The sequence below is a fragment of the Veillonella sp. 27098_8_77 genome (assembly GCF_041431535.1).
In the GTDB taxonomy this organism is placed as follows: Bacteria; Bacillota; Negativicutes; order Veillonellales; family Veillonellaceae; genus Veillonella.
On the sequence record NZ_JAPVXW010000012.1, the window covers coordinates 45,085 to 58,679 of the forward strand.

The following is a 13,595-nucleotide window of genomic DNA, read 5'->3' on the forward strand; positions in this document are numbered from 1 at the left end:
TAATAAAATTAGGAATTCCTCTTGTAAAGCTTAAAAATAACACGTGTTATAGTAGGTGCTTTAGCAGCACTTATGAGTCAATTGTATACCTATAATTACAAACTGTAAATATATAAATTAAAAAATATTTTAGATTTTTAATATTACTTATAACTATGCATATTTTGCATATCTTGAATATCGAATTCTTTGTTGTCCGCTACCATCATATAATACCGCAATTGGTCGATGGCCTTTTGATGGCGCTGTTGCACAGCTTGCCTAGACTGATGCGTCTCACAACCTATGTCTACGCATGTCTTGCCATCTCGATATAGGGCATACAATAGCTGTTGTTGCTGATGTGGCAGTTTTCTGAAAGCAGTCCACAGACGATTGCGCAATTCGTCTTCTGTTACCGTACCAATAATATCTTGTTCAATATCTATATCGTCAGAAAACTGATCCATGGCGGGCTCTGATATATCGTCACCCGTGCACAGGGGTAAGGTCAACTCATGACGCCATTGATGAGCTGATTGCTTATAAAAATTGAGATAACCATAATGAATGGCTGCTTTCACATAACCAGAAAATGGTACCTTTCCCGACGTGTGAAAGCTGTAGATGGATTCGATAAAGATGATCCACAGAAATGATTCTACGTCATCCGTCATCATAGCCGTACTACATCGGGTCGCATACCGCATGATGAGCGGCCGATAGCGCCGGCATAGCTCGACCTGTGCCGCATCGATGGTCAATTCCTCGATGGGCCACACGGCCCGTTCCGTGCTGAGCACCGATACGCGACGTTCTTGGCAGACGCGCACTAAACTAAGGTCTGTCACCGCTTGTAACACCTTTTGGGGACATACCACATGTTTCACGTTCATATTCGTTCCTTTCTGCCTAGGCTTACTTGGAATATACACCGAAATGAGTATTTAGACAAATGAGAAATTCCGCCATAAATGCATAGATTTACAGCGGAATTTTTGTTGTTACATATGTATTTATGTATAATTACAAACCTATTACAGAAAAGTACGCCAATTTAGATCAAATTATCTAATGCTGGTTTTGCAACAGTATCGTAAATGTACTGCCCTTGCCCACAATTAATTTCCTCAAGGTTTGGAAATACGAACTGGTACCAAAATTGGAACATAGTGTTCACAAAATGGTAATCTGCATAACGCAAGGGACCACGACTGCCCCCTTGAATACGTCCAATAATTTCCATATCTAAGAGGTCAGCCATGCGGGTTGCAAAGGTACCACTCTTAAGTTCACTGGCGTGGCAAAGTTCTGTGTAGAACGGCTTATCCAGTTGTGCTAACGCATACAAAATGGCATTAGCTGCGCCGGTATTACGGATGTAGCGCATAAGCAATCGTTGCGGTTCCATACACAATATACCATGGGGCTTAAAGAATAGACGCATAATATTTTCATCCACAGATAAGGCTGGATCTATATGCACGAGGTTCCCCGGCATACCGCCTGTTACGTGATATAGTTTAGTAAGATCTTCATCCGTATAATCCCAACCTAATGCTCTCACATCATCAAGTGTGAACGGATTAACCTTGTAATAGCCATGAATATACGTGGCGATTAAGCTTGATTCGCCAAGGATGCGACCTTTCAATTCATCTACATGGGTTCCCATGAGAAGCACGAACATCTTGCCATGGTCGCGATAGGTTTCCATCAAGTCACGCAATATAATTGGTGCTTGTGGCACCGTATCCACAAACGAAGGATAATCATCTATGATGAACAATATCCGCTTGTCAAGACTCACTTGAAAAACGCCGCGCAATGCATCCTCTAAGTTCTTAAAAGACCCTGATGGCACCTTTAGTTCTCTCTCAATTGATCGAATATGAATGGACTCATTCGCCAGCCGTCCAAGCAGATATACGGTATGACCCTTGCCTAATCGCGTCTGTAACTCTCTAGCGATATACGTTTTACCAACGCTGTAAGGACCGTGTACAACACTCATTTCCATGCGGCCCTGATTGTATTGTTCCATTATGGCGTCAATCACCGCCTCATGGTTAATACATTTCATATAAGATCTCACCTCCCTTTAAATCAGTTCTCAGGAGTTTATTATATCATATTCTAAATAAACTATAAAATAATTTTTATAGTTTTTAACAAATAGATAATAAATTCATCTATTACACATAAAAAACTCTTTTCCCACGATGAGAAAAGAGTTTTTTGTATATATAGCTATACTATTGAAAGCCCATTATTTACTATTCATTGCTAAATTTCATGAGCATGATGTGGCGTACCGCTTCATCGAGGCGAGCTTCGGAAATGGTTCCATCCGCTACAGCCTGCGTCAATGCATCGTGGACGTCCTTAATATGCTTAGGATGCTTACAAACGATAACCATATCACTACCGGCATTAATGGTACGCACCGCATAGTCCTCGATTGACATACCAGCAACAGCGGCACCAACCTCGATATCATCGGTAATCACGACGCCATCAAAGGCCAGTTCCTTCCGTAGCCAATCTGTAATAATGGTCTTGGAGAGGCTCACCGGATGATCGGCATCGATAGAGGTTACTTTCACAGCATTCACCATAATCATAGGATGTTCGTCACGAGTCGCATCGATGAGCTGAGCAAATACGCGGCCATCATCGTCCATGAGACTCGCCTTAGACGCATCTATTCTCATGCCCGGTACCGTGTAATCTCCACCGCCCGGGAAATATTGATATGCTGTAAATATGCGATTCGCCGCATATCGTTTAGTGATGGTCTCACCGATGCGCGCCGCCCGGTCCACATCGCTCGTATAGGAATAAAAGGAATGGGTATTCACCATGACACCCAAATTGAGATTGAACCCAAGGTCGCGCATCTCGATAGCCGTGCGCGTCGCTAGACTCGACACCGCATCAAGGCCCTGCTTCGATAATAGCTTAGGATCCGTCCAAGGCAGCATAAGGCTAGGCCGGTATTGCATGCGTTCTCGATTCATGGCGATGAACGGCGGCATGAGGCTCGACGTATTCGCGGTGTCTCGTATGCCTTGTGTGAAAGCCCGCACTTGTTCCTTGGATTCCATATTATCATGATCGAGCAAAATACCGCCTACACGATATTTGCGTAACAATTTCTTTTGTGACTCGTCAAACGTCGTCCCCTCTAGGCCAATACACATCAATTGGCCAATCTTATCCTCGCGCGACATGGTGTGCACACTGCGATCTGCCTTTTCCGCAGCCGATGCATTCATGGCGGCAATCGCCTTATACCCTATGGGCGCACGGTCAGAACTTGCCGGCGTACTTGGCGCCTCTTGGCCACACCCACTGATGACGCCTATCATGGCCATCGCTAATACACCGCAAGCTAGCCTCTTTACGAACTGCTTCATATCTCTCTACCCTCTGTTGCCAGCTCAACCCAACTATAAATATAGTAGAACCTATGCCCTCCCAGTCATAAATCCTGTTGTTAACGCATATATAACCCTGTTATTAACACGTATATAGCCCTATTGTTAACATTATATATCTATATTATATACCATTCGTTTCATTAATACCTCATTAAACTACCATAATAGGAACTGCTAATTTGCCAATATAAAAACTGCAACCTAGTCGTATATACCGGAATTGATACATTCTCAGCATACATAAGACTAAATTGCAGTTTTAAATTACTTATGAGTACGATTTGCTTCTGTTTCATCGGACTCAGATGTGGAATCCGTTGTTTGATGCGGTGCTTTATGAAGGGTCATCACCGTTTTTGCAGCCACCTTTTTCACAGGACCTGTTGGTAACACAATTGGAATTTGTGTGTTTACTTTCACAGGGCCATTAGCAGGTACAGGCGCTTGAACCGGCGTTGATAAAGCCTTGACGATATTCGGTTGCGGTGCCGTTAGCGCTACAGATTGAGCCGCTGCCGATTGTGCTGCTGTTTGAGCCGCCATCGATTGTGCAGCCGCTTGCTGTGCTACCACTGGTTTTGGTGCTTGTTTAGGCGCATCCGGTTGTTGACGTGCCACACGAGCCGCCGCTAAGATTCCTGGATTGCGATATAATAACTGACCACCTTCAGTAGACAATTTTTGATCGTAATAATATACATCAGCGTTATAATACTCGCTGCCGCTCGCCACATCATAGCGCAAACCAATCATGGTATACACCGTGAAATGTAGCAATCCATCCGGTTTGCTACGATCGATTGAATCGCGGTCCACATACCAGTTATTGCCATTATAGGTGAAAGCATAAATATCTTGCCGAGCATCGGCATTGGGTATAACAGATATAAACAGCGCTACTACAAACATAGCCACTGCACATATACGTTGAAACATGAGGCCTCCTCATTATGAAATACTACCTAACACTAATACTATATGTACTATATGAACCGCACCTTAATATGTATTATATTAATAACACCTATATATACATTATATAGATTTAATCTCTATATATACATTAATACATACTAATGGTAGGTAGATTTTGTAAGTATAGAATAATTGTATACGATTGAACAATTTATTATACCACATTTTCTGAGATTGCGTTCCTCTGACATCCCTACTTGGAATTAATACAGGCCTGTAGTATTGGTAGGCCCCTTTTATACTTCTCCTAAAAATTAGAACAGGCCTGTAGTAATTTCCGAACCTTCGTACATACCCTTTTAAAATTAGAACACGCCTGTTCTAATTCTAAAGACACTGTATTTATAAAAGCCCCAAAGTACTAACAGCTAATATATGCAGCTATTAGTACTCTGGGGCTATTTTATATATCGACTATATTCTTAAATTGTTTTAGGTAAACATATCTTAGAATTTATGTGTAAATCCAGCGTTTACGGACCAGCCTGCTTTATAGTCACCAGATAATCCAGTGCTAATATCAGCATAAAGGCTATTGTTAGCGTTAATGCCATAACGGCCACCAAATGCAAGGTCTGTCCATGTACCTTTAAGGTCTTGTTCTGTAGATTTCACAGTGGAACCACTTGTGTATGTAGTTTTCACCGAGCCAGAGAAGGCGTGGTTAACACCGACACGAGTATAGATACTGCCCGCGCCAAAGGTCTTACCAATTTCAAGGCCAAGGCCGCCAGCAGTGCTGCTTACGCCAGCTTGGTCTACATGCATCGTGCCTGCATTAAAGCTATCTCCACCAAAGCGGGTATAGCTCAATTGAGCTTGTGGTTCGATGTATACACCATTTTGTAATTTCACAGTTTTACCATAGCGAGCGCCGATAGTGTATGCATTAGCCTTCGTTTCGCCAGATAGGCTTTCACCAATTTCATTACGAGCTGTGAAAGTATTCGTTACGCGACCAACTTGGGTTTCAAGTTGAATGTATTGATCTCGGCCGAGGTCTTTCAAACCATAGGCACCAACAGCAAAGGCCTTTTCTTTGCCAGAGCCATTGAACACATAATCATCGTGACCACGAAGGTAAGATACTTGACCGCCTACAGTCCAGCCGCTACTAGTTTTAGCATCGTAACCACCTTGGATACGTGTATAGGTTGTATCAGTATCAATACCTTGTGCATCATAGCTGTATTGACCGCCACCGATATGGACCCAAATACCTGTTGTTGCGCCTTGTTGCAATGCACGAGGACGGTACGTATTTGTTAATGTGCGCCAGCCATTAATATTACTCATAATCGCGGAGCGAGCACCACGCATATGCGGAGTATCATATGCCGTTGTTTGAGCAGGTGATGGGATTGGCACCGGTTGCGGTGTTGGAGCCGGCGTTGGTGCTGGTTGTGGCGCCGGTGTTGGCGTTGGTGCCGGTTGTGGCGCCGGTTGCGGTGCCGGTTGCGGTGCTGGTGTTGGCGTTGGTGCCGGTTGCGGTGTAGGCGTTACTGTTGTATTACCATATACATATTTACCTTGACCATTTTGATCGGCTTGCCATGTAATAGCACCTTCTTTAGCATAACCAGACGTTAATACCTTAAAACGTCCAGATTCAGCACCTTCAGAAGCAATGGCTACTGTGCCTTCAAGGTTTCTTTCACCAGTCACATAGTTATGATAATACACCTTATGTGCAAGATTATCTAAAACCTTGTTTACATTATCCTCAGTAGACAAGTCTAGTCCTTTGCGGCTAGTGTATAGATGAGCGGCAGCATTAGGGGCTGCACTTGTGATATGAATATCCCCACCCCAGAAAGAATCTGCAGTCAGTCCATTTACAATATTAGTAGGCGGTGTATATTCTGGATCTTCTGTATCACCATATTCATCATTAGGATCATAAATAAAATTCACATGGCCTTCGAGTTTATCTATATGGATTTCATTATGCTCAGATTGTGTAACACCATTATTAAAATTACGGTTCTTAGCACCTACTAAACGATGTACATGACTCGGTGTAGTCATAGTAGAATAGCTTGTACCAGATAAACCACCTTGATAAAAATGATCCCAATAACCCTGTTCACCAAGGAATACATTGATATGATTATCATGAGGAGAATTTTTATCTGCTAAATTAAGAGCAAAACCAACCCATAATGCATCTTTCTGATCTAAACCAATATTGATTATAGAGGAAGTCTCCTCATGGCCGTCAATGCGCACATCACCGTCAAGATTGATATCATAGCCTTGTATTTTTCCATGAGAACCATCAACACCAAGATTTACAACTCCACCATTAGAAATTACTGCAGGTCCACTTACATTCCCTACTTGAATTAATCCTTCTCTAATGGTAATGGAACTATCATTCTTAGCCACTATAATAGCAGGTCTATCATCTGTTGCACGAGCATGTACACGATCCATAACAATAATCGCTCTATGATCTGCCTCGATACCTTTAGTAACTCCCGGTACTTCACCTAGGTTCATAACATAAAAATTATCTGCACGAATTACACCATCGTCATCCATGGCCATAGCATTAGGAATAATCGCGCCAGCAATCGCCAGTGCCACAGCTAACGATAGCTTTGCTTTACTTACATGTCTCATAATAGTCCTCTCACTCACATAGTATAAATAAACTATAAATTATCTTAAATTATAATTTATATTTTATTATTTGTAAATATGAGAGAAATAAAATTACTACAGGCCTGTACTAATTTAAAATCCCCTTGATAAGAGTACCAAGTACTCATCAAGAGGATTGTTTGCAGTTACTAACTTACCTTTAAGTCCACGTAATTTAGTTACAAATAAGTCTTTATCATCAAGACTCTTATTTTCCTTTAATTCATATATCTGTATTTATAGATGCTTATTGATTAAAACAAAAGTTCTCTTGTGGCTCTTATTTGTCTTGGAAAAGACAAATAGCCCTTCGTTATCCTAAAGTAACTAGGTAACTGAAAGGCCATTTCATCATGCTTTTAAATAACTGAGATGAGCCTGACGGATCTACTCGTCTGACTATCTTCTTATATTATAAAGATAATTATATATATCGTCAAATTCGAATGAACTCAATACATATATAATGTTTCATAAATTAGTACACGCCTGTTCTAATTCTAAAGACACTATATCAAGCTCGTCTTACTAATTACTACAGGCGTGTTCTAATTTAAAATCCCCTTGATAAGAGTACCAAATACTCATCAAGGGGATTATTTTAGTTATGAACGATACCAATCATCACATTAGAATTGGTAGTTAAGGTCTACACGGTAGTAGTTGGAAAGTTTTTCATTATTACCGGTAGCCTTGTTTGTTTTGTTGTTGAAGCCATAGTATGCTGTTAAGCCCACGTTCTTTTGTAATGCGTAGTTAGCAGTTAATAACCAGCCTTTGAAGCCTTGGTAATTCATTGTAGTAGTAGCTATACCAGGTGCAACTGTTGCCCATGCAGTATTGGTTGTGTCGTAAGCGATGTCCCATGTGGAGGATGCAGCACCTAGGTTTTGGCCGAAGTTGAAGTATTGTGCTTTTACATCCCAGGAACCACGTTTTGCTTGATCGTAGTCGCCATAGCCAAGGCCAGCAGTCCATGCAGAACCGTGAGAAACGCCAGCGGCTTTCACCCATTCGCCACCAACCCAAACTTTATCAAAGTTCATGTCTGTGCTGAAGCCATACATGTTTCTAAGTGCGTCACCACTGGATTTGTGTGCATTTCTACGCGCATAGAAGCCGCCAAGGTTCACATGTTTATTAAGTTGGCCTTTAACGCCTGCATAGGTGAAAGTTTTATTAGATTTTTTAGTTAAGCCGTCAAAAGCACCTGCCACAGCATAGCCGTAGGCTGCTTGGAATTGAACTTTGTCGTTGCCTGCGTTGAATTGAACGCCATCGAATGTGTCATCATAAATCAAACCGTTGCCGAGCATTTGGTCGAAGCGACCAGCTTTCACAGACACGCGTTCACCAAATTTATGATTTACATAAGCGCGATCGATAGTAGCCGTTGCATTGCCACCATTAGTCGCATCGCCAAATTCAAAGTCCCCAAATGTTACGCGAACGACAGCATCTGTGCGGTCATTGACCTTCGCGTTGAACTGAATGCGAGCACGCGCGTCGAATTGGGAACCTTTGCTGTAATCGCCCACAGCGTTTACATAGTTACCATCTTTCTTTTGGGAACCAAGATAACGAAGGCGCATATCGCCGGTTACTTTCACATTACCAACGCGGTCCTCTAAACGAGCCACGCGAACGCCCAAATTATTCAATTCGTTAGAAAATTCATCAGCCAAACGGTTAATCAAGGCTTGTTGTTCCGCATTCGCACGATCTTGGTTAGCAAGCGCTTTCGCCACCATTTGTGCTACTTGGAAACGAGTAATACCATTTTCGCCTCTGAAAGTCCCATCTGGATAGCCAGTGATGATACCAGTGCTAGCCAATTGAGACACGGCTTGGTAGGCCCAAGAATCAGGGGTTACATCGGAAAATGGGTTCGCTGCAAACACAGTTGTTACACCCAACACAGCTGTTGCTGCAAAGATAGCGGCAAATTGTTTTTTCATAACTATACCTCTCTCCAAAAAAGAATCATACACATCTGCAATTCGGCCCTACTAACACGTATCTCCCTAACCCCTTATAAGTGATAACCGTCTTATTACAGAATATAACATAAGTATAACATACTATAACGAATATTTTATATTTCAGAGAAAAGTTCATTGGATTTTCATAGGATTGTAAAGGTAACCTCAACACCTGTAGAAAAACCACAAATATAACAAAAAAGATGACGAAATATACATTTTGCCATCTTTTTTCGCCATCTTTTTGCATTGTATTAAGTTGTGCCAATCTATTGAATTAGAATTGGTAATTTAACTCTACGCGGTAGTAGTTTGGTAAGTATTCATTAAGCGAACCATCGATTCGATGTGTTCTATTCTTAAATCCATAATATGCATTGAGGCTCACATTGTCTTGCAATGCGTAGTCCACAGTGGCCATCCAGCCTCTAAAGCCACGGTATGTCGTGGTAACAGATGGTGGTGTTGCATTATAATCCCAATGGTAATTATTGGCATCAAATGGGAAATTCCACTTGGATCCATAAGGCGCTAAGTTTTGATCAAAGCTAAAATATTGCGCCTTTACATCCCAGGTGCCTTTTTTCGCGGCGTTGTAATTACCATAACCGATACCAGCAGTCCAAGCATGGCTATGTGCGGTGCCAACCGTTTTCACCCATTCACCGCCAACCCAAAGTTTATTAAAATTCATATCCGTGCTTACACCATACAAATTACCGTATGTACTATATCGGCCGGATGTATCTCTTCTATGGCGAGAGTAGAACGCACCTACATCGATATGCTTATTCAATGTGCCTTTGAGGCCTGCATAATTATATTGATCACGTTCTGGCAAGAAACGGGTTTCATTATGCTCTGCCGTCGCATAACCATGGGCTAATTGAAGTTGAACCTTGTCGTTACCCATGTTGAATTGAATACCATCAAATGTATCATCATACAATAGACCATTACCGATGACTTGATTAAAACGGCCCACCTTCACAGACGTATGTTTGCCAAATTGATGATTTACATACCCCCGATCCAGTGTAAGAGCGGATTCGTATTCACCGCCGTCGCCGAATTCCATTTGATAGGTTCTAAAGCGAGCCACTACATCGGTGCGGTCATTTACCTTTGCATTAAATTGCACACGACCACGGATATCAAATTTAGATGGCTTATAATATTGACCGCCTTGCCCTATCAATACGCCATTTTTCGTAAAGGAACGACGCAATAAGAACTGCACATCACCGGAAACTTTCACATTACCCGTGCGTTCCTCTAAACGAGCCACGCGAACGCCTAAATTATTCAATTCATTGGAAAATTCATCGGCTAAGCGATTAATCATCGCCTGTTGTTCCGCATTGGCACGATCCTGATTGGCCATGGCCTTCGCAATCATTTGAGCCATTTCAAAACGAGTAATATCCTTTTGGCCTTTGAAAGTCCCATCTGGATAGCCATTAATAATGCCCGCACTCGCCAATTGAGATACGGATTGATACGCCCAAGAATCTGGCGTTACGTCGGAAAATGGATTTGCTGCGAAGGCAGTCGTTACACCTAATACAGCCGTCGATGCCAACACAGCAGCCAATTGATATTTCATAAAAATACCTCTCTACTATAGAAAACTATATATTATACATGCTATAGTCGCATGAATCAGTATATAAGTACCCTCGTTCCCCTTATATACACATCATACAACCATAATATTCCTTTCTAGTATAACAATGAGAGATAAATAATCGATAAGCAGAGAATAAAATATTCATATTATTTTCATTTTTACGTAAGTATTGCAAAAAAAATATGGCGAAACATACGTTTCGCCATATTTGTACATGTACTTAAACTACACTAATCTCCAAGATTAGAATTGGTAGTTAAGGTCAACACGGTAGAAATCGTTTTGATCAGCACCGGCTTGATCTTTCCAATTGAAGCCATAGTAAGCAGTTAAGCCAACATTATCTTGTAATGCATAGTCAGCAGTTGCCATCCAACCTTTATAACCAGCAGTGTAAGCGTGGTCCCAAGTACTGGACAAGATAGGAGCATTAGCTTTTTGGTTGAAGTATTGAGCTTTTACGTCCCAAGTACCTTGTTTAGCTTGGTCATATGCGCCATAACCAACACCTGCAACCCATGCTTGAGATTTTTCAATATTAGAAGCTTTTAACCATTCGCCACCAACCCAAACTTTATCAAAGTTAATGTCTGTGTTGAAACCATAGATATTTTTGTAAGGTTTAGCAGCTACAGGAGCTTTCAAATCTTCACCGTTTACACGTGCGTAGAAACCGCCAGCATTAACGTGTTTACCAAGTTTACCGTTCAAACCAACTACAGCAAGTTGAGAGTTTGTTTTAGTAGTAGCAGGGCCTACACCTTCAATAGCATAGCCATAAGCTGCTTGGAAGTTAACTTTGTCGTTACCAGCATTGAATTGAGCACCATCAAAAGTATCGTCATATGCTAAACCAGCACCTAACATTTGACCAAAACGACCAGCTTTAACGGATACGCGTTCGCCAAATTTGTGGTTTACATATGCACGGTCAACTTTTACGGATGTATCAGCATTAGCATCACCAAATTCGAAATCACCAGCAACCACACGAACAACTGCATCAGTACGATCGTTTACTTTTGCATTGAATTGCAAACGTGCACGAGCGTCAAATTTAGAGTTTTCTTGTTCAGCATCTTGGTAACGAAGACGAGCATCGCCAGTTACTTTTACGTTACCAACGCGGTCTTCCAAACGAGCTACACGAACGCCCAAGTTGTTCAATTCGTTGGAGAATTCATCAGCCAAACGGTTGATCATAGCTTGTTGTTCTGCATTAGCGCGATCTTGGTTAGCCATTGCTTTCGCAATCATTTGAGCCATTTCATAACGAGTGATATCATTTTGGCCTTTGAAAGTGCCATCTGGATAACCGTTAACGATACCAGCTGCTGCCAATTGGGATACAGCTTGGTATGCCCAAGAATCAGGAGTTACATCGGAGAATGGATTAGCTGCAAATGCAGTAGTTACACCCAAAACAGCTGTTGCTGCAAAAATTGCTGCGAATTGTTTTTTCATAATACAATACCTCTTCTTTATACTAAAAACAATTACTATACAATCTTGCAAAGCAATACGCTTATCCCTATGTGTCCATGTTTCCATACAAATAATACGTATACCTTTACAAGATATACGTATACTGTATCATATAGAGATTAAATATCATTTAAAAATTCATGAAATTTTTATTTATTTTTATTATTAACATAATAATATATCTTTTATCATCGAATCATTAATAATTTGATCAGCCCCATATAAACCATCTTGATAGTTCTTTTTAATCCCTTTAATACTTAACTCATTATAGTCAAAAACACTATATAGAGTAGATACACCATAATAACTCTTATCTACAAACCAAACTTGGTCAGTTCTTATGAGAGCATCCAATATATCTATATTATTTGTAGTCGCAATGAATTGCGTGCTTGTATCATTCCATTCATTAAAAATACGTAATAGGATATTAACTAATTTAGGATGTAAAAAACAATCAAAATCATCAATTAAAAATAGCTTAGAATTATGATGATTGTCCAAAATCATCATTGATAAAAACAATAATATCCGTGTACTGATACTTTCTGCTTCATAATCAATAGTAAAGCTTCTTCCATCTTTACATTCATATTCAAATTGAAGCAATAATCTAGATTCTAAATTTTGATTATTTTCTTGTATTGGTATGAAAGATTCTTGTATTTTAATATCTTTTATATGAAAATCTGCAGCCTTCAAAAAATACAAGACTTTTTCTTTTAAATCAGGATTAGTATATAACGGCTTAAACAATTCCTGGTTGCATAAAACATTATGTCCTAAACCAAGTATAAGGATATCTTGTGCGAACCATTCATATGACTCTTTAGCTTCTGGTACATTATTTGATTGAGCAAAAAACAACAATGGTTGATTAGCTCTTAATGCGCCCTTTAAACCCTTTATTGATGACGGCATAATGATATCATCAACAGTCCTATTAAAAATGATATTATCATTCATAATTAAACGCTCTTCATTAATACTATGAGCATCATAATCTAATTCATAACAATATAAATTTCCATTTTTAATAAATTGAATTTTGAAATAATTATTACCTTCTCCATTGGCAAAAGAATCAACAGGTAAAGCCTCTAACTCAGAAGATGTGCCATGAACAATAATAGCTCTAAGTAGTTGGAAAGCTCTAATCACATTAGATTTTCCAGATGCATTACCGCCAAAAATAAATGATGATTTAACAACATCTATATCTCTGGATGATATGGTATTTTCTTTAGTATACTCAACAATACCTTCACCTACCTCCATAGAAAAGGTGACTTCTTCTTTAAATGATCGAATATTTTTGAAAGTAAAATCTATTAGCACTATATCACCAACTTATATTTAAGAATTATATTGAACCCTAGTTGCATTAACGTAATTATAATATAGTTGATATTTACATAATCTGCTAGATAAATCGTTTTGAATTAATAAAAT

9 protein-coding genes are annotated in these 13,595 nt (G+C 40.1%); all 9 read right to left on the reverse strand.

Annotation, left to right across the window (positions count from 1 at the left end):
* Nucleotides 1-143: 143 nt before the first annotated feature.
* Nucleotides 144-875 (reverse strand): RNA polymerase sigma factor, encoded by a 732-nt coding sequence (locus tag O3617_RS07620; protein ID WP_371449423.1) that lies wholly within the window; start codon nucleotides 873-875, stop codon nucleotides 144-146.
* Between the two features lie 161 nt (nucleotides 876-1,036).
* The gene (locus O3617_RS07625) at nucleotides 1,037-2,062 is read right to left on the reverse strand and encodes an ATP-binding protein (RefSeq protein WP_371449425.1); all 1,026 of its coding nucleotides are present in this window, start codon (nucleotides 2,060-2,062) and stop codon (nucleotides 1,037-1,039) included.
* Between the two features lie 193 nt (nucleotides 2,063-2,255).
* On the reverse strand, nucleotides 2,256-3,398 hold the full coding sequence (locus O3617_RS07630) for a glycoside hydrolase family 3 N-terminal domain-containing protein (protein WP_371449427.1): 1,143 nt from the start codon (nucleotides 3,396-3,398) through the stop codon (nucleotides 2,256-2,258).
* Between the two features lie 288 nt (nucleotides 3,399-3,686).
* Nucleotides 3,687-4,358 (reverse strand): hypothetical protein, encoded by a 672-nt coding sequence (locus tag O3617_RS07635; RefSeq protein ID WP_371449429.1) that lies wholly within the window; start codon nucleotides 4,356-4,358, stop codon nucleotides 3,687-3,689.
* 486 nt (nucleotides 4,359-4,844) lie between these two features.
* A complete protein-coding gene (locus O3617_RS07640; RefSeq protein ID WP_371449431.1) occupies nucleotides 4,845-7,022 on the reverse strand; it encodes an autotransporter outer membrane beta-barrel domain-containing protein in 2,178 nt (725 codons plus the stop codon).
* Nucleotides 7,023-7,672: 650 nt separating this feature from the next.
* Nucleotides 7,673-9,001, reverse strand: coding sequence for an S-layer homology domain-containing protein (locus O3617_RS07645; protein ID WP_371449433.1), 1,329 nt, complete (start codon nucleotides 8,999-9,001; stop codon nucleotides 7,673-7,675).
* 301 nt (nucleotides 9,002-9,302) lie between these two features.
* Nucleotides 9,303-10,631, reverse strand: a complete 1,329-nt coding sequence (locus tag O3617_RS07650) for an S-layer homology domain-containing protein (RefSeq protein ID WP_371449435.1) — start codon at nucleotides 10,629-10,631, stop codon at nucleotides 9,303-9,305.
* Nucleotides 10,632-10,898: 267 nt separating this feature from the next.
* Entirely contained in the window at nucleotides 10,899-12,119 is a 1,221-nt protein-coding gene (locus tag O3617_RS07655; protein WP_005379130.1) for a putative porin, read from the reverse strand.
* Nucleotides 12,120-12,305: 186 nt separating this feature from the next.
* A complete protein-coding gene (locus O3617_RS07660) occupies nucleotides 12,306-13,421 on the reverse strand; it encodes an ATP/GTP-binding protein (RefSeq protein WP_371449437.1) in 1,116 nt (371 codons plus the stop codon).
* Between the last annotated feature and the right edge of the window lie 174 nt (nucleotides 13,422-13,595).

Coding starts and splice junctions, on each gene's coding strand:
- O3617_RS07620 (WP_371449423.1), bottom strand. CDS start 875: ATGAACGTGAAACATGTGGTATGTCCCCAAAAGGTGTTACAAGCGGTG.
- O3617_RS07625 (WP_371449425.1), bottom strand. CDS start 2,062: ATGAAATGTATTAACCATGAGGCGGTGATTGACGCCATAATGGAACAA.
- O3617_RS07630 (WP_371449427.1), bottom strand. CDS start 3,398: ATGAAGCAGTTCGTAAAGAGGCTAGCTTGCGGTGTATTAGCGATGGCC.
- O3617_RS07635 (WP_371449429.1), bottom strand. CDS start 4,358: ATGTTTCAACGTATATGTGCAGTGGCTATGTTTGTAGTAGCGCTGTTT.
- O3617_RS07640 (WP_371449431.1), bottom strand. CDS start 7,022: ATGAGACATGTAAGTAAAGCAAAGCTATCGTTAGCTGTGGCACTGGCG.
- O3617_RS07645 (WP_371449433.1), bottom strand. CDS start 9,001: ATGAAAAAACAATTTGCCGCTATCTTTGCAGCAACAGCTGTGTTGGGT.
- O3617_RS07650 (WP_371449435.1), bottom strand. CDS start 10,631: ATGAAATATCAATTGGCTGCTGTGTTGGCATCGACGGCTGTATTAGGT.
- O3617_RS07655 (WP_005379130.1), bottom strand. CDS start 12,119: ATGAAAAAACAATTCGCAGCAATTTTTGCAGCAACAGCTGTTTTGGGT.
- O3617_RS07660 (WP_371449437.1), bottom strand. CDS start 13,421: ATGGAGGTAGGTGAAGGTATTGTTGAGTATACTAAAGAAAATACCATA.